Raw genomic sequence first — 24,517 nt, forward strand, 5'->3', positions numbered from 1 at the left:
TTTTTTTCAGCCTACCTCTTGCACATTCCGATTCGCGCCGTACTTTTGTCAAACCAAACGCAACCGGCGGATGGCACACACCAAACGGGGGATTAGCTCAGCTGGCTAGAGCGCTTGCATGGCATGCAAGAGGTCATCGGTTCGACTCCGATATTCTCCACTCCCGTTTCAAAAAAGCCTGACCGCAAGGTCAGGCTTTTTGTTTTTACGGCCAGTTCCAGACGATGTACCTGCTGCCCAATAAAAAAGCCGCTCCCGAAAGGAAGAGGCTTCTTTATTGCAGCGCGCCCGACTACACGAACAGGCCTTCCACCGATAGGTACCGCTCGCCGGTATCGTAGCAGAAGGTGAGGATGCGGCCACCCTGCGGCACTTCGTCGAGCTTCTTGGCCACGGCAGCCAGGGAAGCTCCCGACGATACGCCGACCAGGATGCCTTCCTCGCGGGCCGCGCGGCGGGCCATATCGAAGGCTTCCTGCTGCGAAATCTGGATGGTGCCGTCCAGCACGTCGGTGTGCAGGTTTTCGGGGATGAAGCCCGCGCCGATGCCTTGGATGGGGTGGGGGCCCGGCGCGCAGCCGCTGATAACGGGCGAGGCTTCCGGCTCCACGGCAAACACTTTCAGGTTGGCGAATTTCGGCTTCAGTACCTCGGCCACGCCGGTGAGGTGGCCGCCGGTGCCCACACCGGTAATGTAGTAGTCGAAGCCCTCAGGGGCATCTTCCAGAATTTCCTGGGCCGTGGTTTCCACGTGCACGCGGATGTTGGCCGGGTTGTCGAACTGCATGGGCATCCAGGCGCCGGGCGTGTCGCGCACCAGCTCGTGGGCCTTCTCGATGGCGCCCTTCATGCCTTTCTCACGCGGCGTCAGCTCCAGGTTGGCGCCGTAAGCGGCCATCAGGCGGCGGCGCTCAATCGACATCGACTCGGGCATCACCAGCGTGATTTTATAGCCTTTCACGGCGGCTACCATGGCCAAGCCGACGCCGGTGTTGCCGGACGTAGGCTCCACAATCAGCGAGTCGGGCGTGAGGATGCCGTCGCGCTCAGCCTGCTCGATCATGCTCAGGGCAATCCGGTCTTTGATGCTGCCGCCGGGATTGGCGCGCTCCAGCTTCACCCACACTTCCACGTCGGGGCGGTGGGCAAAAAGCTTGTTGAGGCGCAGCAGCGGCGTGCGCCCGATGGTATCCAGAATGGAGTTGAATTTCATGGGGTGAAAGGTTTAATGGCTAGATGGCTGAGTGGTTGGTCGTGCTGACGGTTTTTGAACAGCCAACAAGGTAACCATTCAACCATGCAGCCTTTTAAATAGAAAACATGAGGTCGGCGGTGGGGTCTTCGGTGCGCGTGACGTGCAGCTGGGCCCGGTGGTATACGCGCGAATGCGACGGTACGCTCTCCGTAAGCCACACATTGCCCCCGATGATGCTATGGCTGCCAATGACGGTGCTGCCGCCTAAAATAGTAGCGCCGGCATAAATAACCGAGTGGTCTTCGATGGTGGGGTGGCGCTTGATGCCTTGCAGCGCCTTGGTGACGCTCAGGGCCCCCAGCGTGACGCCCTGAAAAATCTTGACGTGCGCCCCGATAACGGCCGTTTCGCCAATAACGATGCCCGTACCGTGGTCGATGCAGAACGAAGTGCCGATACGGGCGCCCGGGTGAATGTCGATGCCGGTGCGCTGGTGGGCGTACTCGCTGATGAGGCGTGGCACCCGGGGCACCTGCAGCTGGTACAGCGCGTGGGCCATGCGGTGCAGGGCAATGGCGTAGAAACCCGGATACGTGGTAATGACCTCGTCGAGGCCCTGGGCGGCAGGGTCGGCGGCCAGAATGGCGGCCGCGTCGCGCAGCAGCAGGTCGCGCAGGGCGGGCAGGCGGGCCATGCAGGCGGCCGCTACTGCCGCCGGCGCGTCGGGTAGAGTGACGTGGGACAGCAAAGCAGCCAGATCATGCTGCAGCTGCGTGAGGGTGGCAGCTACGGCATCGGGGTGGCGCAGGGGCTGCGGGGCACGTTCCGGGAACAGCACCTGCAGCAGCTGCTCGGTAAGCTGGCAGAAGGCCGCGCCCGGCAGTGCTGCCGCCACCTGCTGGTGCGCCCGCGCCAGCGTCCGGACAAAAGGAGAGTCAGAAGAAAACGACATAGAAAAACGAGTAAGCCGCGACGCCCGAGGTGCCGCGGCCGCAAGGTAGGGTAACCGGGTGTGGTCCGGAAGGTTTTGGCTATAGTTAGCCCCGCTTGACAACCAGCGTGCCGGCACCTGCGTTTGCCAACTTAGCTGGCCTACTGGTTGGCTTTATGTTATCAATTTCTCCTTTTTGCTTCTGTAGTATGGCTGATACCACCATCACCAAAGTAGATTCCGCCCACTCGCCCAAAGGCCCCGAGGGCGAAAAGTACTTGGCTTCCGGCGCACAGGTTTCGATGCGCCTCTGGGAAAACGAAGAGCCCGGCGACGCCAAGGAACCCACCACCCGCCCCTACGAAACGGTGGGCTACGTGCTGAAAGGCCGCGCTGAGCTGCACCTCGAAGGTCAGGTGGTCGTGCTGGAGCCCGGCAACTCCTGGGTGGTAGCCAAAGGCGCGTCGCACACATACAAGATTCTGGAAACCTTCTCGGCCGTGGAAGCCACCGCGCCGCCCGCCCAGGTGCACGGCCGCGACAAATAGCCGCCAGTCTTATAGCAAAAATCCCCCACAATGCCTGCCAGATACTGCAGGTGTTGCGGGGGCTTTTTGCTGAAGGTGTCGTCGGATCAGCGGATGAGCTCCACCTTCAGGATTTTGTCGCCGATGGCCAGTTTGGGCACCACCTCTAGGCCCTGCACTACTTGGGCGAAGATGGTGTAGCGGCCATCCAGGTGCGGAGTGGGGCCGTGGGTGATAAACCACTGGCAGCTTTCGGTGTCTTTGCCGGCGGAGGCCAGCCCCACGGCGCCTTCGCCGTAGCGCAGGTCGCCGAACTCGGAGCGCAGGTTGTAGTCGGTGCTGCCGGAGCCGTCGCCGCGGGGGCAGCCGCCCTGCGCCACGAAGTTGGGCACCACCCGGTGAAACGTCCGGCCATCGTAGAAACCCTGCTCTATCAGCTGTACGAAGCTGGCCACCGAGCCCGGCGCATCTTCCACGTGCAGCTGCATAGTAATGTCGCCCTGGCTGGTGCGCACCAGCACCCGCTGCCGCGCCGGAATCCGCTGCACCACGGACCAGTCGATGGGATGCGTAGCGGCTTTAGCCACTGGCACGGGCGTAGCGGGCCGGTTCTGCAGGTAGTCGATGGTTTGCTGCAACGACTGCCAGGCTTCCAGGTCGCGGGGCAGCACCAGCTTGTCGCGGGCTTCCACCACGAAGCCGGCATCGGGCAGCAGGCGGCGCAGGTTCAGCTGCGGATCGCGCAGGGCCTCAGCAGCCGTTCCCATGATGGTTACGTCGCCGCCGCGCAGGGCCCGGCGCAGCGTGAGGGCAAACGCGCCGTGCTGTGTTTCGGAGAAGGATGGCAGGCGGCGCATGGCTACCAAGGCTTCCATACCATAGGAGCCCACCACCAGCGGCTGGCTGGCGGCAAACGTCGCCTGCTCTACAAAAGCGTAGGCGGCCGGATCTTCAGCCAGCGCTTTCAGCAGGTAGCCTTTCTCATACGGGTCAGTGGCGGCCGTGTACCGCTCCTGAATGGCCGTGCGGATGGCACCCTGCTCGGGCCCGCCCAGCTTTAGGGCCACCGCCAGCAGGGTAGCCCGCACGCGCCAGTCAGTGAGGCGGGTGGCTTTTTCCAGAAACTGCCGGCCCGGCTCGCCGCTGGCGTGGGCTAGAAAAAACTCGGCGGCCGTCACGGCCACCTGGCTGTTGGGCTGCGTCAGGGCATCCCAAGCGGTTTCCTTCACCGGGGCATACGTGGTGGCGTTCATGGCCCGCAGCGCACTCACCCGCACCCGGTAGTCGGCATCCTGCCGCACCAGCCCGATGAGTGTGGGAGCAATGGTCGGGCTCTTTACCTTGCCCAGCGCGCTGGTGGCGGCCGCTCGCACCACCGGGTCGGAGTCTGCCACGGCGGCCGTAAGGGCTGCCTGGTAGGGCGTGAGGTCGAGGCGGGGCGTGCGGGCCAGGGCAAAAGCTGCACCCTGCCGGGCCGCCAGCGGCTGCCGCGGTTGCAGCAGCGCCACGGCTCGCGCCACCGCCGCCTCTGACGTCAGCCCGCGCAGGCCCGCCCGCATCAGTCCCCAAGCCAGGCCGGTAGAAAAGCTGGTATCCGCCGGGGCTGCGTTGCGCCACAGCAGCCGCAGCGAGCTACGGGTGGCACAGCGCCCCAGCGCCTCATATAAATACCGGCGCTGCACCGCGCTACCCGCCGTCGGAATCTGCACCGCCAGTGGCTCGGCGGCCGTGCTGTCGCCGGTCTGGCCCAGGGCGTAGGCCGAAGCGCGCCGGGTGGCGGCGTCTGGGTCTTGCAGCAGGGGAAGCAGGGCGGTGGTGGCCTGCTTGTCCTGCACCGACGCCAGCGCCAAGGCGGCTGCCTCGCGGTAGCGGGCGTCGGGGCTGGTCAGATAGGGCAGGAGGGCGGCCGTGTTGCGCTCGTCTTGGGCCGTGCCGATCAGGCGGAGCGTGGCGTCGGCAAAACGGTTGGGCGGCGCGGCAACTGTTGTAGTCTGGCGGGGGACGGCCGGCGTACAGGCATTGAGCAGGCAAGCGGTGCTAAGCAGCAGCAGGCTGGAGCGCGAGGAGAGAGGGTGGGTCATGGCTGGCCGAAAATAGCCAAAATCCCGGCCTGCAAGGTAGCCGCCCGCGCCAAAAAGCCAGCGCCCGTTCTGCACGGGGCAGAACGGGCGCTGGTAGCGAGGTTGCAGCAGTCTATTGCTGCTCGGTCAGCTTGTCTTCGCCGCCGTAGGGGGCACCGCCCGATAGGTCGCCGCGCAGGCCGCCCTGCGATACGCCGGCCTGCTGCTGGGCTTCGGCCGCCGGGCTGTTGCTATTCACTTGCGAGCCGGTGGCGGGCTGGCCGCTGCCCACAATAACGTTGGCTTTTTCGCCTACGGGGCCGGCTATTTCATCTACTTTCTGGATGTACTGGCGGCGGGCATCTGCTTCGCTCACACCTTTGAATTTGCTCCACGAATCCCACTGCGCCTGCGACATGCCTTCCTGGCCGCTGGGATTTGAAGGGGAGTCGTCGCCTACCACATCCTTCTCGGTGTCATGGTCGCCTTCGGTGGCTTGCTTGTACAGGCCATAAAGGTCTGTCATGTGAGCAGCGGCTTTGTCGGCGGGCAGAGAATCTACGCGTGCTACGGCGGCTTCAAACTGCTTCTGGAGGTCCATATTTTCTTGCAGGTTCATAACAGGAAGAGGGCTGAGGGTGAAAACTAGGCAGTGTACTAAGCTGGACCAGGTTTGGTTGCGAGGCGCCCCTGTTCGTCTTTTCCCTCAACAAGTCTGCTGAACCTTCGTACTTTTGTCCGCTCTATGTGTGGAATTACCGGACTATTTGCCTTCACCGACACGGGCCGCAGCGCGCTGGCCGCCCTGCCGGCCTCTACCGACGCCATTGTCAGCCGCGGCCCCGACTCGCAGGGACACTTCGTGTACGACCGTTGCGGCCTCGGCTTCCGGCGCCTGGCCATCCTCGACCTCTCGGCCGATGGCAACCAGCCCATGACCGATGAGTCGGGGCGCTACACCATCGTCTTCAACGGGGAGATATTCAACTTCCGGGAGTTGCGCCAGCGCCTGATTAAGAAGGGCTACCACTTCCATTCGCAGACCGATACGGAAGTCATTCTCCGGCTCTATATCACCGAAGGCCGTGGCTTTCTGAAGAAGCTGAACGGCTTTTTCGGCCTGGCCATCTACGATAAGGAGGAGGACTCGCTGTTCATTGCCCGCGACCGGATGGGGGAGAAGCCCGTGCTGATCTACCGCGACGAGGACAAGCTGTTTTTTGCCTCGGAAATGAAGTCGCTGCTAGCGCTGGGCATTCCGCGCAAAATGGATTACGTGGCGCTGAGCCAGTACCTGCAGCTCAACTACATTCCGGGTCCCGCCACCATCTTCAAGGGCGTCAAGAAGCTGCTGCCCGGCCACTACCTGTTCATCAAGGGCAAGAAAGTGGTGCGCAAGCGCTGGTATAAGATTCCGTACGATGCCAAGCGCGTCGAGAAAAACAAGACCACCTACGAGCAGCAGAAAACCAAGCTGGTGGAGCTGCTGGACGACGCCACCGCGCGCCGCCTCGTGGCCGACGTGCCGATTGGCGCCTTCCTGAGCGGCGGTATCGACTCGAGCGTGGTGGTGGCCCTGGCTACGCGCCACACCGACCACCTGAACACGTTCAGCATTGGCTTCGCCGATGAGCCCTTCTTCGACGAAACCAAGTACGCCAAGCTGGTAGCCGAGAAGTACAAGACCAACCACACGGTCTTCTCGCTCACCAACCAGGACCTCTACGACCACATCTTCGATGTACTCGACTACATCGACGAGCCCTTTGCCGACTCCTCGGCCCTGGCCGTGTACATCCTCAGCAAGCGCACCCGCGAAAAGGCCACCGTGGCCCTCAGCGGCGACGGTGCGGACGAGTTGTTTGCCGGCTACAACAAGCACATGGGCGAGTTTCAGGTGCGGCAGGGCGGCTTCAAGGCCGAAGCCGTAACCGGCCTCAACCTGCTCTGGGATATTCTGCCCAAGTCGCGCAACAGCTTCTTTGGCAACCGCGTGCGGCAGTTTCAGCGCTTCTCGCGCGGCATGCTCAGCGGCCCCAAGGACCGGTATTACGATTGGGCCTCATTCACGTCCGAGAAGGAATCGCGCAACCTGCTCAGTGCTGCCTCCCGCCGCAAAGTCGGCAAGAAGCTGGCCGAGAAGCGCCGCAAGGACATCCTGGAGAACATCCACGCCGACGGCGACCTGAACGAGGTGTTGCTGACCGACACCACGCTGGTATTGCCCTACGACATGCTGGCCAAGGTGGACATGATGAGCATGGCCAACTCCCTAGAGGTGCGCCCGCCCTTCCTTGACCCCAACGTGGTACGCTTCGCCTTCTCGCTGCCCGTCGAAAGCAAAATCGACGCGAAGATGAAGAAGCGTATCGTGCAGGACGCCTTCCGGCCGCTGCTGCCCGAGGAGCTCTACAAGCGCCCCAAGCATGGCTTCGAGGTACCGCTGCTAAAGTGGTTCCGCGGCGAGCTGCGCCCCCTCATCGAGGACGACCTGCTGTCAGATGCCTTTATCGAAGCGCAGGGCGTGTTCGACGTAGATGCCATCCGTGCCCTCAAAACCCAGCTGTTCTCCCGCAGCCCCGGCGACGTGCACGCCCGTATCTGGGCGCTCATCGTGTTCCAGCACTGGTACAAGCGCTACATGATGGCCCAGTAGCTAAAACTGTTAACCAACAGATTCTTTTCCCATACCCCATGAAAATAGCAGTAGTAGGCACCGGCTACGTTGGCTTGGTCACAGGCACTTGCTTTGCTGAAGTAGGCATTGAAGTGACTTGCATCGACATCGATCAGAAGAAGATCGATAATCTCAAGCAAGGCATTCTGCCTATTTACGAGCCTGGCCTGGAAGAAATGGTGAGCCGCAATGTGGCCGCCGGCCGCCTGCAGTTCACGACCAGCCTGGCCGAAGGCATCAAAAATGCTGATGTAGCATTCATTGCCGTGGGCACACCTCCTGGCGAAGACGGCTCGGCCGACTTGAAATACGTGCTGGCCGTTGCGCGCGGCATTGGCGAGCACATGACCGATTACGGTGTTATCGTCACTAAGAGCACGGTCCCGGTCGGGACGGCTGCCAAGGTGCGCACCGAACTGGAGCAGGCGCTGGCCAAGCGCGGTGTCACCATCGACTTCGACGTGGCTTCCAATCCGGAATTCCTCAAAGAAGGCGCCGCTATCGACGACTTCCTTAAGCCTGACCGCATTGTGGTGGGCGTATCGTCGGAGCGGGCGCAGGAGGTGATGAGCAAGCTCTACAAGCCCTTCCTGCTCAACGGCCACCCTATCATCTTCATGGACATTCCGTCGGCGGAGATGACGAAATACGCGGCCAACTCCATGCTGGCCACCAAGATTTCGTTCATGAACGACATTGCCAACCTGTGTGAAATCATGGGGGCTGATGTGAACATGGTGCGCAAGGGTATTGGCTCTGATGCCCGTATTGGTACGAAGTTCATTTATCCTGGCATCGGCTACGGCGGCTCGTGCTTCCCCAAAGATGTGAAAGCGCTCATCAAAACCGCGGCCGAAAACGGCTACCAGATGCAGGTGCTACAAGCAGTGGAAAGCGTGAACGACGCCCAAAAAGAGGTTTTGTTCGACAAAGTGAAGAAGCACTTCGGTGGCGACCTGAAAGGAAAGAAGCTCGGTATCTGGGGCCTGTCGTTCAAGCCCAAGACCGACGACATGCGGGAAGCACCGTCGCTGGTGATTATCGAGAAGCTGCTGGCTGAAGGCTGCACTGTGTCGGCTTACGATCCGGTGGCCATGCCTGAAGCCAAGCACACGCTCGGCGACACTATTACATACGCCAAGGATCAGTTTGAAGCATTGGTGGATGCCGACGCGCTGCTGGTGGTGACTGAGTGGCCGGAGTTCCGCTCGCCCAGCTTCGAGGTAGTAGGTAAGCTGCTCAAGCAGAAGGTTATCTTCGATGGCCGTAATATCTACGACCCTAAGGAGATGCAGGAGGCAGGCTTTGCCTACCACTGCATCGGTATTCGTACGGCTCATCACGAGCCAGTAGCGTCTTAGTTGTCAGGTATTCGTTGCCAGTTGTCAGCTAAGCCGGCAACTGGCAACGAATGGTGCTCCTTGAAGCCTAACAACTGACGACCAACAACTAACAACTACCAGCATGTCTGATAAAAAGCGCGTACTCATTACCGGCGGGGCCGGTTTCCTGGGCTCTCATCTGTGCGAGCGTTTCCTGGCGGAGGGCTACCATGTTATTGCCATGGATAACCTCATCACCGGCGACCTGCAGAACATCGAGCACCTGTTCGGCCGCGAGGACTTCGAGTTTCATCATGCCGATGTATCGAAGTTCGTATTCGTACCCGGCAAGCTCGATTACATCCTGCACTTTGCTTCGCCGGCCTCGCCGATTGACTACCTGAAAATTCCAATCCAGACCCTTAAGGTAGGGTCCCTGGGTACGCACAATCTGCTGGGCCTTGCCCGCGTGAAAGGCGCCCGGATGCTGATTGCCAGCACGTCGGAAGTGTACGGCGACCCGGAAGTGCACCCGCAGGTAGAAGAATATTTCGGCAACGTAAACCCCGTTGGCCCCCGTGGCTGCTACGACGAGGCCAAGCGTTTCCAGGAGGCCATTACCATGGCCTACCACAACCACCACGGCCTAGAGACGCGTATTGTCCGCATCTTCAACACCTACGGCCCGCGCATGCGCCTCAACGACGGCCGCGTGTTGCCAGCCTTCTTGAGCCAAGCCCTGCGAGGCGAGAACCTGACCGTGTTCGGTGACGGTTCACAGACCCGTTCGTTCTGCTATGTGGATGACCTAGTGGACGGCATCTACCGCTTGCTGCTGAGCGACTACGCTCTGCCTGTGAACATCGGCAACCCCGACGAAATTACCATCAAGGAGTTCGGTGAGGAAATTGCCAAGCTCATGAACGTAGAGTTCAAGCCCACCTATCAGGAGCTGCCCCAGAACGACCCGATGAAGCGTAAGCCGGATATCACCAAAGCCAAGGAAATCCTGGGCTGGGAGCCGAAGGTAGACCGCGCCGAAGGCCTGCGTCGCACCCTGGAGTACTTCAAGGAGCACGTGCAGGTAGCCGCCGCAGGGCAGGTAAATAACACGCCCCGGACATTCTAATTTCAGGTCTTCCCCGACGTATATGCAAAAGCCGCATTTAATTGAGTTTCCAAAGCTGGGCGCCACCGATATCGGCTACATTTCCGTCGGGGAAGCCAACGGGATTATCCCGTTTCCTATTGAGCGCACGTTCTGGACGTACTTTACGCCGGAAAGCATCGTGCGGGGCCGTCATGCCCACCACGCCACCGAACAGGTGCTGGTAGCCGTGGCCGGCCGCATCATCGTGACGACGGAAATGCCCGATGGCGAGGTGCAAACCTTCGTCCTGGAGTCGCCGCACGTGGGGGTGTACGTGCCCCCGAATGCCTGGCACACCATGCAGTATTCGCACACGGCCGTGCAGCTGGTATTTGCCTCCACGCGCTACAACGAACAGGATTACATCCGGCAGTACGACGATTTTCGCCGCGTATGGGGAGCCAAGTAAACCCAGCGCTGGTAGCCGCCCGGGCGGATAAACTGTTCTTTTATTCGCCTTATAATTTCCTGCGCAAGCTTGACGTAGAAACGCAGCAGCGGCTGTTCGGTACTGGTTTGGCCGAGCAGTACGCTGCTGATTCTACGCACCGGGTATTTGCGTTTGAGCAGGAGGGAGCTACCGTACAGTTTCTGTACAGCTACCTGGCCTGGGACAGTGACTTTTTCCAGGCCGAGGTCTACAAGGTGTTCACCATGCTGTTTGCCGCCGACGCTTCGGCGGCCGTGCTGGCTGCGGCGGGCACGGCGTTTCGGCAGCACTTGCAGCAGCAGGGAGCTACGTATTGCTTTGCCGAGCTGCCGGCCGAAGATACCCGCGTGGCACAGGCCCTGGGGGCCGCTGGCTGGCGCTTGGTCGAAACCCGGCTGCTGTTCTTTCACGATGCCGTTGCCACGTTTGAGCAGCCGCGCTACCCGGTACGGCTGGCCCGCAAGGAGGAAGCCGCTGCCATTGGGCAGATTTCGGCCGCCGCGCGCAACGAGTACGACCGTTTCCACGCGGACCGCTGGTTTGCGGGCGACACCGGTGACCGTTTCCTGGCCCGGTATGCCTCGGCCGCTGTGGAAGGCTATTGCGACGCCGTACTGGTACCGGCCGAGGAAAACCTGCCCGTCGATTCCTTCCTAGCCATTAGCGACCTACGGGCTCATGCCGCCGAGCTGGGCTCGGGCTTTTCTCGCGTGATGCTTACCGCCGTGGGCCCCGACAATCGGGGCTGGCACCTGAAGCTGGTGTCGGAAACCGTGCAGCGGGCCCGGCAGCAGGGCGCGGAGTATGTGCTGATGACGACGCAGGCAACCAACCGGGCCGTGTTCCGAACCTGCGAGAAGCTGGGCTTTAAGCTCGGCGGTGCCAGCCACGTGTTGGCCTGGTCAGTATAATTTATAATAGCTTTTTCGCGTTGTTGAGTTTGATGCGGCATACAAACGCGGTATATCATTGCCGCGCGGCATAGCATCGGCCCGAGCCGATTATTCCCCGTCAGATTCGGAAATTATCCGTGGCGAAGAGCGACGTGCACACAGGTTCAGGCAGGTGGCCGAACCACTGGTTCTGCAGCAGAACCAATTCAGAAAAAGGCAGGCCGGTTGGTCAGAAATTCAGGTCTGACCGTGGTGCAGTAGTAGGTGTCTGGTAAACGGACCTTGCCGGAAGTTTCCGCCGAAGGAATTGTCTTCCTATCGGTGGCAATTTCCTGCCGGTCGTTTCGCTTGTATTTATCCCGCCATTTATAGCATAGGGAATATGACTTTTAGCAATGCATTGCCTGCGGGAAGTAGTTGGGAAGAATCAGATGAGCAAACGCCCCGGCCCGGCCTGCGGGCCAGTTTGCGCAGGGCCTGGCCCAACGTATGGCCTTTGCTGCTGGTCGGCCTGGGGGTGCGGCTCCTTTTCCTGTTGGTAGGAGCCAAAATATACTATGCGGGCCGGCAAGGTGATATTTACAACAACGGCGATTCTTACTCCTATATACTCAGCTTCCACAACCTGCTGCAATACGGCCGCTACTCCTTCGACCTGCTGGAGCCGGATGCGGCCGTGGGGCGCATGCCGGGTTATCCTTTTTTCTACGGGCTGCATTACCTGGTTTTTGACCGATTTGCGCTGCTGGCCGTTGCTGTTACCCAAGTGCTGCTCGATACGCTGGGCATCTGGCTGCTGTACGTCGTTACCGCGCGGCTGGCTCCGGCCCGTTCCTGGGCCCCGCTGGTAGCCGCGCTGCTGCTGACTTTCTACCCGTTCAGCATTGTCTGGGTAACGATTATCGGCACGGAGACGCTCGGCCTGTTTCTGGTGTTGCTGTGGTGGGCCACGCTGCTGCTGGCCCGGCCCCGGACGCGGAACTGGGTACTGCTGGGCGTACTGCTGGCGGTAATCCTGTACGTGCGGGAGTTTCTGGGCGTGTGTTTGGCCATTACCGTGCTGTACCTGCTACGCCGCGCCGCGCGGGCCGGGTTCCGGGTCGGCGCGGTGCGCCCCCTGGCTTTCGTCGTGCTGGGCTTTTTGTCGTTGTACGTCTGGTGGCCCATGCGAAATTACGCAACGATGGGCCGCTTCATACCCCTGAAACCCGCGGCGGCCGGCTACGCCAGTCTGCGGGAAGACACCCAGGCTGCCCTGGCTTGGATCCTGACCTGGACCAACGATGTGACGATGGGAATCGACGAAATTCTGTTGGCCAAGCAGCCCGCCTTTCCGGCGCACGTTATCAGTACGCCCGCCGAAAAGCAGCTGATCGATTCCCTGGTTGTGCTGAGCCGCACCTGCGCTTCCAGCTTCCACGTGCGGGCTACCTTGTATGCTGCCGGGGCGGGTGCTCCCGATACGTCGGAAAACGGTTTGGAGCAGTACCGGCAGGCTCAACTCGCCAACACCCTGCGCCACCGCAACTGCAACCCGCAGGTAGCAGCTGGTTTTCAACGGCTGCAGGCCAGTTACGAACACCGCCACCCAATTCGTTCCCGGGTCGAGGTACCATTGCAGAACCTCCGGAAAATACTTTTCAAGAGTCAGTTTAAGACGGCGGCCGGAACCCAGATGACGATGGCGCAGCGGATTTCTTCCCTGCTGTTCACGTGGCGTTCCATTCTGCTGGTCATTGGCCTGGCTGGTGCTTGGCGCTATCGCAAGCTCCCCGGGCTCAGGCCAGCCTTGCTGTTCAGTGCCGTTATTTTTGGCTACATGGCCATTATTTTTCGTTCGATGGAAATGCGGTATCTGTTGCAGGCCGATGTGTTCATGCTGGTGCCGGCCGCACTTCTGCTGGCCGGTTGGATACCCCGTCGGTGGTCCCGAACTGCCCCGCCCGAGCCGGCTGATTAACAGCCTTGGCTCAGGAATAACTGCTCAAAACAACGCACTTCTCTACCGGCTTGGCCGGTATCCTTTATCTTCGCCGTATGAAAGTTCCATTTCTCTCCTTCACGCCCCAAAATCAGGCTATCCGTTCCCAGGTGCTCGAAGCCATGAGCCGGGTGTTCGATTCCCAGTGGTACGTACTGGGAGAGGCCGTCAAGCAGTTCGAAGCTGAGTACGCCCAGTTCTCCACGACGACCGAGTGCATCGGCGTCGCCAACGGCCTGGACGCGCTGCACCTGGCCCTCAAAGCCATCGATATCAAAGAAGGAGACGAAGTAATTGTGCCTTCCAACACGTACATCGCCACCTGGCTGGCTATTTCCTTCGTGGGCGCGACGCCTGTGCCGGTCGAGCCCAACCCCGCGACCTACAACCTAGACCCCGCACTGCTCGAAGCCGCCATTACGCCCCGCACCCGCGCCATTATGCCGGTACACCTCTACGGGCAGGCCTGCGAGATGGAGGCTATTATGGAAGTGGCCAAGCGCCACAACCTGTATGTAGTGGAAGATAACGCCCAGTCGCAGGGTGCTACATACCGCAGCGGCATCACTGGCAGCTTCGGCGACGTGAATGCCACTAGCTTCTACCCCGGCAAAAATCTGGGCGCCCTCGGCGACGCCGGAGCCGTGACGACCAACGACGCGGAATTGGCGAAAAAAGTTCGGACGCTGCGCAACTACGGCTCCCAGCAGAAGTACTACAACGAGGTAATCGGCCACAACTCCCGCCTCGACGAGCTGCAGGCCGCCGTGTTGAGCGCCAAGCTGCCCATGCTGATGGAGTGGACGGGCCAGCGCCAGGAAGTAGCCGCCCTCTACGATAAGCACCTGGCCGGCATTGCCGATCTGGCACTGCCCGCTACGGCCGACGGCGCTACCCACGTGTATCACCTGTACGTGGTGCGCACCAGCCGCCGCGACGAGCTGCAGAAGTACCTGGGCGAGCAGGGCATCGGCACGCTGATTCACTACCCTATCCCGCCCCACTTGCAGGAAGCCTACCGCTTCATGAATTTCAAGGCGGGTGATTTCCCCCTTGCCGAGGCCCTGGCCACCAGCTGCCTAAGCTTGCCGATGTGGCCCGGGATGACGGAGGCGGAAGTAGAAGTGGTCAGCCGCGCGATTCGCGCGTTCTTCAAGTCGTAATTCTGTCCTTATTTCCCCTCGATGCCCAAGTTATCGATCATCATTCCCTGCTACTTCAACGAAGGTAATATTCCGGTCACCAGCCGGGAGCTGATTGCCAATGAGGCCCTGTTCCCGTCCGAGCTGACTTTCGAGTACGTCCTGGTGGATGATGGCTCCGGTGACGGGACGCTGCGGGAGCTGCTGACATTTCAGGCGGCTTACCCCGATAAGGTGCGGGTAGTGGAACTGGCCGGCAACGTGGGTTCCTACAACGCCATTGTGGCCGGCATCGAGCAGGCTACCGGCGACTGTATGGCCATTATCACGGCCGACATGCAGGACCCGCCCGAGCTGATGGTGCAGATGTACGACTACTGGAAAAAGGGGCTGAAACTGATTATCGGCAACCGCCAGGACCGGGAAGAAACGGGCTTGCAGCAGCTGTTCGCTAAAACCTTTCACGCCCTGATGAAGAAAATTGCCCTGCCCAACATTCCGGACGGCGGCTTCGACTTCGTCTTTTTCGACCGGCAGGTCGGCGAGCATATCTTGGAGCTGAAGGAGCGTAACAGCAACCTGTTCTACCTGATGGTGTGGCTGGGCTACCCCTACGTGAACATTCCGTACGTGCGCCGCAAGCGCGAAATCGGGAAGTCGCGCTGGACCATCCAGAAGAAGATCAAGCTGTTCATCGACTCCATTCTGGCCTTTTCCTTTTTTCCCATCCGGGCCATTTCGGTGCTGGGCGTGGGCATGGGCTTTGTGGCCCTGCTCTACGGCCTCTACATCCTGGGCGTGAAAGTATTCGGCGGCATTGAAGTGGAAGGGTGGACCACCCTGATGCTGGTGCTCCTGTTCGTATCCGCCTTCCAGATGATTGCCCTGGGTATCATCGGCGAATATGTGTGGCGGGGCCTGGATGCCGCCCGCAGCCGGCCCCTGTACGTTGTCAAGAACCTGTATGCTAATCAGCCGCTGCCGGGCAGTATAGCCCGGTGAGGTTCCGGTTGCGCCAGTTTACCCGTAGCCGCAATCGAACAAACCCGGAACGAGTAGTTTGCTTCGCCCTAGTGCTGTTGCGCCCGAACCGGCGTAGTTGCGGCGGCAAATTCTTCTTGGGCACTACACTGTCCGTTCATGCGGGTAGTATAGTTTCTCTGTTTCGCGCACTGTAGTACCCTCACGCAAGGCTACCCTCTATGAATCACGATTCCGCCCCGCGGCTTGTTGTTTATACCGTATTAGTAGGTGCTGTAGCCGCCTTTCTCATCGGGCTTTTTCTCTGGACGATAAACAAGGGCTTCGATCTGACGGATGAAAGTTTTTATTTGCTGGGCTACACCTATCCGGCCGAGTACAGCTCCGGGTTTACTAGCTTCAACCTCATTGTCAGTAAGATACTGAGTCCGGCGTCCACGTCCATTATTGGCTATCGGTTGGCGGGTTTGTTTACTACAGTGGCGGCCGGACTGTTGCTGGCTGGTGGGTTGTGGGTATGGATAAAGGAAAAGTACCAGGCCGGGCTTTTGCCGTTCGGACTGCTGGCAGCTTTGTTCGTCAGCGGCAACTTTCTGCAGTATTCAATCTTTCCCCGCACCCTTTTCTACAATAACATCAACTCCTTCTGCATTGCGGCTTTTGCCAGCAGTGTGCTGCTCTACAGCGCTTACCCGAGCGCCAAGGGTCTGAAGTGGCGGCATGCTTTTCTGTATATCGGCGGCATATTCATCGGGCTGGATTTATTTGTGAAAGGTAGCTCCAGCTTGGGCGCCTTGGCTACCGGCCTCGTTGTGCTGGCGCTGTATGCAGGGTTAGCCAACATCCGGGAATGGTACGTGCCGGTGGGCATTGCCCTGGCCGGTTTCGTTACGGGTTTGCTGTTGTTCTTTGTTAGTATTCAGTCATTTGGGGTGTGGCACACGAATTTCGTGCACGAAACGCAACTGCTGTTGCAAACCAGCTACAACGGCGGCTTATTGGTACGGTACCTGAAGGATGCCTACCCGATTATCCGCACTCTTATTTATCCGTTTTCAATCTTTATCCTGGCGGGCTTCTTTCTGACGCGGGCTTACCTGCGCCGACAGTGGCGTCCTGCCCTCGCGCTGCAGATTGGGGCCGCCGTACTGGTGGTGGCGTTCATCGGTTATGAGGCGCTGCGCACTGGGTTGTACAAGAACACGCACCTGAATTATAACCGCTCAGCGGTGTGGTTTTTGGCGCTGCTTTTCGTGGTAACGGCTATGTTCGCCGCCGCTTATCTGGAGCAACCATTCAGGAAGCTGAAATGGCGCAAAATAATTATTGCCGCTTGGCTTATCCTGCTGCCGTTCGTTGGTGCCGTGGGTACCTACAACAACCTGTTTATGAATTTCATGCTGGACATAAACTACTGGCTGGCCCTGTTCTGCATCATGTTCGTCAGTATGCCGGCTGTTTCAGTGCTGCCGGTGGTGCGCGGCATCGTATTTCTGGTGCCGGCCCTCGTTATAGCCGAGCAGAGCGCCTACGGGCTCGTATTTGCCCCGTATGTGCAAGCCACCAATATGATGGAGCAGAAAGTGCCCGTTGCCCTCGGCCAAACCCACGCGCCGGTCGTACTGCAGCTCGACGCCCAAACGGCCGCCTACATGACGGAGCTGCGGAAAAGCATGCGGCAGGCCGGCTTTCGGCCCGGTATACCCATTGTGGCGCTCTACGATATGCCGGGCCTGGTGTACGCCCTCGACGGAATCTCGCCCGGCAACCCATGGATGTTTGGGCAACTCGACGTGCGCAACTGCGACGCCCTGGCCAAAACCAGGCTCGATTTAACCAAGGCCTTTGTGCTGGTGAATGAAAAGCCCGGCCCGCAGATACTAGAGTGTATGAAAAGCCACGGCATGAATTTCCCCAGCGGCTATACGGTTGTACGCCGGCTGCTGAGTCCGTACGCGGCCAATCAGTACGGATGGCGCGATTATCAGGATACCGTGACGGTGTACGCTCCCAAAAGCAGACCGCTTCGCTGATAGGGTGGAGCCTTACCGCTGCCCCTGAGCGGCCTGTGGTGGGGGCGGTCTGTATGCCGGCTCAGCTACCGCAGGGCCGCTAAGCGGTTGATTGCCGGAGCTGAGCGCATTGCCTGGCAACCCGGCCGGGCCTGTGCCGTTTGCAGCACCAAGCCGCCACTCCACAGACCTCGCCAGAGTGCTGCAAATCGCGAAACTGTGGGCTACTGCCAACTGTGCCGCTACCCATAAGCAGGGGGCGAAAGCAGTATCTAACACAAAATCCGTAACTTTGCTCCACCCTAAGACTTGAGAACTGCTGACTCTGCAAGGAGTATATAGCCTCCTGCCTTTCAGTTTTTAAGCGGGCCCCTTCCTTATGAACACTGGAATCATCAGCTATTCACTTAATAGCATTCGCTATTATCTGACGTCAACCCAGAAGTACAAAGCCATCTGGATGTTCGGCTTGGTTCTGATTTCTTCCTTTCTGGATGTCTTCGGTTTGGCCGCGCTGGTGCCAGTCATGATGGTGGCGGCTGAACCCGGCGCGGTGCAGAAAAGCGAGTATTTTTTTCCAATATACCAGCTTCTGGGATTTCAATCGGAGAAAATGTTCCTGCTTTTTCTGATGGCCGTTATCTTCTTGTTCTTCCTGTTCAAGAATTTATTCACGACCTGGGTTAACTACCTGCAGACGCGCTTTACGGCCGATATTGGTCTGAAAATCATTGCCAGCCAACTGTCTAAATATCTGAACCTTTCCTTCTGGAAATTCAGCGACACCGGCTCTGCGGCCCTCATGAACGCGGCCCTTCAGGTACCGGGCGTGTACGTCAGCGGTATTCTGCGGCCGTTGTTTGTCTTCTTTTCGGAAGTAGCCGTTATTGCGGTCATTGTCATCAGTATCGTTGTTTACAAGCCGCTGCTGCTCGCTATTCTGGGCGTGGTGCTAGTGCCTACCACCTGGCTTATGTATCGGCTGCTCAGAACCCGAACCCAGGAAATAGGCCACCGGGTAAACGCGCTGCGGCCGGTTTCCTTCAGCATTCTGAGTGACTTGTTTACCGGATTTATTGAGCTTAAGCTGGCCAACAAGCAGCAGGATTTCCGCCGTAACCTGCTGGACAACCAGGAAGAACTACAAAAGCTGGACGCCGAAGGCTACCTCTACAGTCTGCTGCCCATCAAGATGATTGAGATGGTCGCCATTCTGGGTGTACTCACCATCTTTATCTACGCGCTGTTTTTCTCAGAAAACGCCTCCGATCTGATTGCTCTAGTTGGCCTGTTTGCCGCCGCTGCATACCGCCTGATGCCTTCTGTAAATAGAATGCTACAGTCGCTGTTTCAACTCAAGCAGGCCCAATACACCATTGAAATCATCAACTCAGAAAATGACGCTGAGTACCTTATGCCGCAGCATCCCGAGCAGTTGCCGATTACTTTCAACCATTCGCTCTCGTTCGACGGTATTTCCTACAGCTTTCCCGGCGCTACCCAGCGCACACTCAAAGGTATTAAGCTCGACATTAAGAAGGGCGAAAAGATAGGCTTTATCGGTAGCTCCGGCTCTGGCAAAACCACCTTGATGAATATCCTGCTCCGGTTTTATGTGGAGCAGGAGGGGCGTATTCTCGTCGATGGCAAGCCTCTGACGCCCCAGCATCTGTTAGCCTGGTACAAAATCATCGGCTACGTGAAGCAGGATACGTTCCTGATGGAGGCTTCCATTCAGGATAACATCACGCTCGGCGACGTGGAGGTGGATCAGCAGCGGCTGCAGTATGCCATTGAGCAGGCTTCGCTGGCGGATTTTGTCAACAACCTGCCCGCCGGCGTAAACACGCACATCGGGGAGCGGGGCTCGAAGCTGTCGGGTGGGCAGCGGCAACGCATTGGCATTGCCCGGGCGCTCTACAAGCGCACCGAAGTGCTGGTGCTGGACGAGGCTACCAGCGCCCTCGATAACGAAACGGAGCGGGAAGTAAACGAGGCCATCAATAAGCTTTCCCACACCGACATTACCATCCTCATCATTGCTCACCGTATTACCACGCTTCGCGAGTGTGACCGGATTTATGAGTTGAATCAGGGGGAGGTAGTGGCCACGCATCAATACCAGGATCTGGTTCGCCAGATTGTACAACACTAAGCAGGTTGTATCGCCAAGTAAAATAATTCAATTGAAAACCTGTTTCCGCTTTTATGAGCATTAATGTAACCAAGTCGTATCTGCCCCCGATGGAGGAATATGTCGGCTATCTGGCTGGTATTTGGGAGCGGGTATACTTGACCAACGCGGGGCCACTGGTGGTGGAGCTGGAGAAAAGCCTGAAAGACTACTTGGGCGTTAAGCACTTATTCTTCGTTAACAACGGCACCATTGCCCTGCAGATAGCCCTGAAGGCGCTGGATCTGAAAGGCGAAATACTGACGACTCCTTTCTCGTACGTGGCGACTACCTCCAGCATCGTGTGGGAGGGCAGCACCCCGGTATTCGTCGACATCGACCCGCTGACGCTGTGCCTCGACCCGGTGCTGCTCGAAGCCGCCATTACGCCCCAGACGGTGGCTATTATGGCCACGCACGTCTACGGCAACCCCTGCAACGTGGAAGCCATTGAAGCCGTGGCCCAGCGCCACAATCTGCGCGTGATATACGACGCGGCCCACGCATTCGGCGTGACCTACAAGGATACGTCGGTGCTCAACTACGGCGACATCTCGACGCTGAGCTTTCACGCTACCAAGCTGTTTCACACGGTGGAAGGCGGCGCCATCGTCACCAATGACGACGAGTTGGCCCACCGCATCAGCTACATGCGCAACTTCGGGCACAACGGGCCCGAGGCGTTCTGGGGCGTGGGCGTCAACGGCAAAAGCTCGGAGTTTCATGCCGCCATGGGCTTGTGCGTGCTGCCCAAAGTCGACGAGCTGATCCAGCGGCGCCAGGAAATCAGTGAGCTGTACGACGCGCTGCTGGCCGATACCGCCGTGCGCCGCCCCCAGCTACAAGAGCACACGACGCGCTACAACTACTCGTATTACCCCACGGTGATGCCCTCCGAGCAGGTGCTGCTGGCCGTGCGCGACGCCCTGAACGCCGCCGACGTAACCCCGCGCCGCTACTTCTACCCCTCGCTCAACACCTTGGAGTACGCCGGCCCGCAGTCGGCCCCGGTTTCCGAAGACATTTCCCCCCGGGCTTTGTGCCTGCCGCTGTACTACGAGCTGACCAATGAGGAAGTCCGGGAAATCTGCCGCGTCATCAAGTCGGCCCTGTAAGCGTAGTTGAAAAGCCAGTTGCACCGAAAGTAGGCTGCCCCGGGCAGCCTTTCTCCCAGTTTAATTTCTACCGTTTGACTTCATGCTGATAGTCGGAGCCCGTGGCCACGCAATAGAAATTCTGCAGTGCCTGCCGCACGTCGCCGAAGCCGATTCCCTGTATTTCTTCGACGACGTGACGCCGGACCTGGAGCCGCTGCTGTTCGGGAAATACCCCGTGCTGCGCAGCCTCGACCAAGTGCCGGCCCTGTTCCGCCAGGATCCGGCCTTTGTGCTGGGCCTGGGTGGCGGGCACCTGCGGCAGCGGCTGGCCGACAAGTTCCGGGGGCTGGGCGGGCAACTGCAGTCCGTGGTGGCCTCCTCCGCCCAGCTTGGGCAGCACGAAGTGGAGCTGGGTGCGGGCCTCAACATCATGCACCATACGTTTGTAGCCAATGCTACCCGCCTCGGGGAAGGCACGCTGCTGAACGCCGGCGCGGCCGTGCATCACAACGTGGTGGTGGGCAACTACTGCGAAATCTCGCCGGGGGCGCGCCTGCTCGGCGGCTGCCAGCTCAACGACCTAGTGATGGTGGGAGCCAATGCCACGGTGCTGCCCCGCCTGAAGGTAGGAGTGGGGGCCAAAATCGGGGCCGGTGCCGTCGTTATTCAAGATGTGCCGGCAGGAGCCACGGTCGTTGGCGTGCCGGGCCGCATCGTGCGGCGGCCGGTAGCGGCCGAATAGTCGCACCTTTGCAGAAGCATTCAAGCTCCTCTTCATGATTCCAAGTATGCCCACCGTAAGCGTCTGCTGCATTACCTACAACCACGAACGGTTTCTGGCTCAGGCCATTGAATCGGTGTTGATGCAGAAAACGAACTTCGACGTGGAGCTGGTGCTGGGCGAAGACTGCTCCACGGACAGCACCCGGCAGATTGCCCTCGACTACCAGCGGCGCTACCCCGACCGGATTCGGCTGTTGCTGCCCGAGAAGAACCTGGGCGTGATGGGCAACTTTCTGGCGACCTTGCAGGCTAGCACCGGCACCTACATTGCCCTGCTGGAAGGCGACGACTACTGGACCAGCCCCGACAAGCTGCAACGGCAGGTCGATATCCTGAAGGCCCACCCCGGCTGCACCACCTGCATCCACGACGCAGAGGAGTTCATGGACGATAACTCGATACCGCCGCGCCTGTTCAGCGACAAGTATTCGGCGGTGCTGCCCAAGCACGAAAAGGAGTTTACCCAGGGCGACATTGCCCAGTACGGCTGGTTTATCCCTACCGCCTCGATGGTGTTTCGCCGCTCGGCCCTGTTTCCGATTCCGGAGTGGGTGCACAGCGCCTTCAGCGGCGACTATTCCCTGCACCTGCTGCTGACGCGCACCGGCAACATCTATTACCTGCCCGAGGTGATGTCGCACTACCGACTGCACCCCGGCGGCATTATGTCGGCCACGCAGAACGCGCGCATCATTGCCCGCAACAAAAAGCAGATTTTCGAAACCAGCTACTACAAGCAGATGGTCGACGCCCGGTACCACGGCCGCTTCGACGAGTTTCTGGAGGGCCTGCACTTCGACCAAAGCGCCCGGCTGCGGCAGGATGGCAACCGCTTGGCAAGCTACTACAACTACTGGAAGGCCATTTCGGTGGTTGGGCGGGGCCGCACCGTCAGCCATTTAAAGCAGTTGGCCTACCAGTGGTACCAAAAGCTAACCGGGAAATAACCGTGTACCCAGCGCCCCGCCATTACTTCCCGAATTCTGCTCCCAGCCTAGTTTTGCTATGATCCCTGTCGCCCGACCTGAGCGCGGTATTACCGTCCTGATCTGTACCTATAACAGCACCACCCGCATCACAGAAACCCTGCAGGCCCTGGCCCGGCAGCAGGTAAACGCCGCCGAATTTGCCGTGGAGGTGCTGGTGGTGGATAATGCCTCGACCGACGCTACGTCGCAGATGGCGGCGGCTACGTTTGAGCAGCTGAAGTTTCCCTTTGCCTATCAGGTGCTCTACGAAGGCAAGAGCGGCAAAAGCAACGCCCTGGAGCTGGGTTTCGCCACGGCGCGCTACGAATACGTGTGCATCGTCGATGATGACAACTGGCTCGAAGACAACTACCTGACCCTGGCTTGGGAGGTGATGGAAGCGGATAAGCAGATTGGTGCCCTAGGCGGAATCGGCCGCCCGGTGTGTGAAATAACGCCTCCGGCCTGGTTTCCCGAATTCGCTGTTATCTATGCCGCCGACAAGCAGGCTGACCGGCAGGGCGACATTACGCGCCACCCCAGCTACGTATACGGCGCCGGCTGTGTCGTCCGCAAAGCGGCCTGGCAGAAAATTCACCGGGCTGGCTTCAAATCGATGCTGATGGGCCGGCATGGCGATAAGCTTACCTCCGGTGAAGACAATGAAATGTGCTATGCCTTCGTACTGGCCGGCTACAAAATCTGGTACGACGAGCGGCTGCGGTTTGAGCATTTCATTCCGGCGCAGCGCCTGAATTGGAATTACGTACAGCGCATCTTTGCGGGCAATGCCGAGTCGGAATCTGCCCTGCGCCCTTACCTGGACTACATCCGGGCCATGCAGGGAAACTCGTCGGGCAGTAAGCCGCTGATCTGGCTGAGGAACGCTAAGTTCTCCCTGCAATACGCATTCGTTGCGCTGAACAAGATGCTCAAAAACAACGAGCGTTTTCGGGAGGGTGAGTCTTCGGCTATCCGAACGAGCTTTTACTGGCAGCAGTTTAAGACGTTGGTAAAAAAGGAGCTTACCGGCGACAAGAGCTACGAGCTGGTAGCTGCCTTCATTGCCCGCCTGCACCAGCTGGACAAATAGCAGGCAGCATTCCAGGCATTCTGCTGCTCGGGGCAGAATGATTTTTAAATTTTGACCTTTGCAAGGTGAACGGAATAACTTTTCTTATCTGCACGCATAACGGTGCTACGCGCCTGCCCGATACGCTCCGGCATGTGGCGGCCCAGCAGGTGAGTAATACCATAGCGTGGGAAGTGCTCATTATCAGCAATGCCTCTTCGGACAATACGATTGAGGTAGCCCATAGCCTGCGCGAGACCCTGCAAATTCAGGTTCCGTTTCGCGTACTCGAAGAGCCGGTAGCCGGCAAGGAAAACGCGCTGATCCGGGGATTCAACGAGGCGGCCTACGAGAACATTGTCATCATCGATGATGATAACTGGATAGCGCCCAACTACCTGACGCTGGTAGATGAGATAATGAGCGCGCATCCGGAAATCGGGGTGCTGGGCGCTCATGCGGAAGGCATGTTCGAAGTGCCGCCTCCCGCCTGGTTTGAGACCTTTCAGGCGGTGTACGCCGTTGGCCCCCAAAACGGAGGCAAAAGCGGCCCGTTGCCGGCGCACGAAGGCTATTTGTACGGGGCCGGCTCAGTTGTGCGCAAATCCGCCTGGCAAAAGCTGCTGGATCATGGCTTCCGCTTTACTACCTCTACCAAACGCGGCAAAATCATTGTGAGTGGGGAGGATGTGGAGCTGGGCGACGCCCTGCAGCTGGCCGGCTACCAGCTTTGGTACGATGACCGGCTGCGCTTCAAGCACTTCATGTTCAAGGAGCGTCTGACCTGGAATTATCTGCTGCGAATAGGGCAGGGCACTGCTTCTTCCCAGCTGACGAGCATTGTGTATTACTTCATTTTCCGCCACCCGGAACTGACGGAAAGCCAGTTTCGTCAGCTGTACAACAAGCGCCTGGTCTGGCTGGCCCTGCAGATGGCCAAGCAGCCTAGCAACTTATTGAACGCCGCCTTCCGCCGGCAGCAGGAAGGCATACTCAGCAATTTCGAAACGCTTCGGTTGTACTATAATTTCCAGACCTCGGTGAAGCAGCGCGAAGAAGCCGTGCGCGTATTTCACCAGATCAGTGAGCTGCGCAACCGACTTGCCAACAAATAATCCGAGCC

Annotated in this window: 20 protein-coding genes and 1 tRNA gene; 17 read left to right on the forward strand and 4 right to left on the reverse strand. The window is 59.3% G+C overall.

The annotated features are described in order from the left end of the window. Positions 1-86 precede the first annotated feature (86 nt). A tRNA-Ala gene (locus tag O9Z63_RS01580) sits at positions 87-160 on the forward strand. Positions 161-292: 132 nt separating this feature from the next. Here O9Z63_RS01580 and cysK read toward each other — a convergent pair. Beyond that, complete coding sequence (gene cysK, locus O9Z63_RS01585; protein WP_270127515.1) at positions 293-1,213, reverse strand: cysteine synthase A; 921 nt, start codon at positions 1,211-1,213, stop codon at positions 293-295. Between the two features lie 94 nt (positions 1,214-1,307). Continuing rightward, positions 1,308-2,147, reverse strand: a complete 840-nt coding sequence (locus O9Z63_RS01590) for a serine O-acetyltransferase (protein ID WP_270127516.1) — start codon at positions 2,145-2,147, stop codon at positions 1,308-1,310. A 188-nt stretch (positions 2,148-2,335) separates the two neighbouring features. On the opposite strand from O9Z63_RS01590, the gene O9Z63_RS01595 reads away from it, so the two are divergent. Next, a complete protein-coding gene (locus O9Z63_RS01595; RefSeq protein ID WP_270127517.1) occupies positions 2,336-2,674 on the forward strand; it encodes a cupin domain-containing protein in 339 nt (112 codons plus the stop codon). An 86-nt stretch (positions 2,675-2,760) separates the two neighbouring features. Here O9Z63_RS01595 and O9Z63_RS01600 read toward each other — a convergent pair whose 3' ends face one another. Both O9Z63_RS01600 and O9Z63_RS01605 read right to left on the reverse strand, forming a co-directional pair. Beyond that, positions 2,761-4,734 carry a peptidylprolyl isomerase gene (locus tag O9Z63_RS01600; protein ID WP_270127518.1) on the reverse strand — a complete coding sequence of 658 codons (1,974 nt, stop codon included), beginning with the start codon at positions 4,732-4,734 and terminating at the stop codon, positions 2,761-2,763. 112 nt (positions 4,735-4,846) lie between these two features. Next, entirely contained in the window at positions 4,847-5,332 is a 486-nt protein-coding gene (locus O9Z63_RS01605; protein ID WP_270127519.1) for an acyl-CoA-binding protein, read from the reverse strand. 126 nt (positions 5,333-5,458) lie between these two features. On the opposite strand from O9Z63_RS01605, the gene asnB reads away from it, so the two are divergent. The 15 genes from asnB (at position 5,459) to O9Z63_RS01680 (ending at position 24,509) form a co-directional block, all read left to right on the forward strand. Next, a complete protein-coding gene (asnB, locus tag O9Z63_RS01610; protein ID WP_044013901.1) occupies positions 5,459-7,369 on the forward strand; it encodes an asparagine synthase (glutamine-hydrolyzing) in 1,911 nt (636 codons plus the stop codon). A 38-nt stretch (positions 7,370-7,407) separates the two neighbouring features. Further along, complete coding sequence (locus tag O9Z63_RS01615; protein WP_270127520.1) at positions 7,408-8,751, forward strand: UDP-glucose dehydrogenase family protein; 1,344 nt, start codon at positions 7,408-7,410, stop codon at positions 8,749-8,751. Positions 8,752-8,854: 103 nt separating this feature from the next. Continuing rightward, a complete protein-coding gene (locus tag O9Z63_RS01620; RefSeq protein WP_270127521.1) occupies positions 8,855-9,841 on the forward strand; it encodes a UDP-glucuronic acid decarboxylase family protein in 987 nt (328 codons plus the stop codon). 22 nt (positions 9,842-9,863) lie between these two features. Further along, the gene (locus O9Z63_RS01625; RefSeq protein WP_270127522.1) at positions 9,864-10,271 is read left to right on the forward strand and encodes a sugar 3,4-ketoisomerase; all 408 of its coding nucleotides are present in this window, start codon (positions 9,864-9,866) and stop codon (positions 10,269-10,271) included. Beyond that, positions 10,256-11,203 carry a GNAT family protein gene (locus O9Z63_RS01630; RefSeq protein WP_270127523.1) on the forward strand — a complete coding sequence of 316 codons (948 nt, stop codon included), beginning with the start codon at positions 10,256-10,258 and terminating at the stop codon, positions 11,201-11,203. Before O9Z63_RS01625 ends, O9Z63_RS01630 begins: the two co-directional genes overlap by 16 nt. A gap of 364 nt (positions 11,204-11,567) precedes the next feature. After that, the gene (locus O9Z63_RS01635) at positions 11,568-13,145 is read left to right on the forward strand and encodes a glycosyltransferase family protein (RefSeq protein ID WP_270127524.1); all 1,578 of its coding nucleotides are present in this window, start codon (positions 11,568-11,570) and stop codon (positions 13,143-13,145) included. Positions 13,146-13,222: 77 nt separating this feature from the next. Further along, entirely contained in the window at positions 13,223-14,329 is a 1,107-nt protein-coding gene (locus O9Z63_RS01640; protein ID WP_270127525.1) for a DegT/DnrJ/EryC1/StrS family aminotransferase, read from the forward strand. Between the two features lie 21 nt (positions 14,330-14,350). Continuing rightward, entirely contained in the window at positions 14,351-15,310 is a 960-nt protein-coding gene (locus O9Z63_RS01645) for a glycosyltransferase family 2 protein (RefSeq protein ID WP_270127526.1), read from the forward strand. A gap of 200 nt (positions 15,311-15,510) precedes the next feature. Then, positions 15,511-17,322 (forward strand): hypothetical protein, encoded by a 1,812-nt coding sequence (locus tag O9Z63_RS01650; RefSeq protein ID WP_270127527.1) that lies wholly within the window; start codon positions 15,511-15,513, stop codon positions 17,320-17,322. A gap of 592 nt (positions 17,323-17,914) precedes the next feature. After that, positions 17,915-19,456: an ABC transporter ATP-binding protein gene (locus tag O9Z63_RS01655; RefSeq protein ID WP_270127528.1), complete on the forward strand. Its 1,542-nt coding sequence runs from the start codon at positions 17,915-17,917 to the stop codon at positions 19,454-19,456. 53 nt (positions 19,457-19,509) lie between these two features. Further along, positions 19,510-20,589 carry a DegT/DnrJ/EryC1/StrS family aminotransferase gene (locus tag O9Z63_RS01660; RefSeq protein WP_270127529.1) on the forward strand — a complete coding sequence of 360 codons (1,080 nt, stop codon included), beginning with the start codon at positions 19,510-19,512 and terminating at the stop codon, positions 20,587-20,589. 82 nt (positions 20,590-20,671) lie between these two features. Continuing rightward, positions 20,672-21,313 (forward strand): acetyltransferase, encoded by a 642-nt coding sequence (locus O9Z63_RS01665; protein WP_270127530.1) that lies wholly within the window; start codon positions 20,672-20,674, stop codon positions 21,311-21,313. A 46-nt stretch (positions 21,314-21,359) separates the two neighbouring features. Beyond that, positions 21,360-22,301, forward strand: a complete 942-nt coding sequence (locus O9Z63_RS01670; protein WP_270127531.1) for a glycosyltransferase — start codon at positions 21,360-21,362, stop codon at positions 22,299-22,301. Positions 22,302-22,359: 58 nt separating this feature from the next. Continuing rightward, entirely contained in the window at positions 22,360-23,415 is a 1,056-nt protein-coding gene (locus O9Z63_RS01675) for a glycosyltransferase (protein WP_270127532.1), read from the forward strand. A gap of 65 nt (positions 23,416-23,480) precedes the next feature. Next, positions 23,481-24,509 carry a glycosyltransferase gene (locus tag O9Z63_RS01680; RefSeq protein WP_270127533.1) on the forward strand — a complete coding sequence of 343 codons (1,029 nt, stop codon included), beginning with the start codon at positions 23,481-23,483 and terminating at the stop codon, positions 24,507-24,509. Positions 24,510-24,517: the final 8 nt, after the last annotated feature.

Origin of the sequence: Hymenobacter yonginensis (genome assembly GCF_027625995.1) — a bacterium.
Classification (GTDB): domain Bacteria; phylum Bacteroidota; class Bacteroidia; order Cytophagales; family Hymenobacteraceae; genus Hymenobacter; species Hymenobacter yonginensis.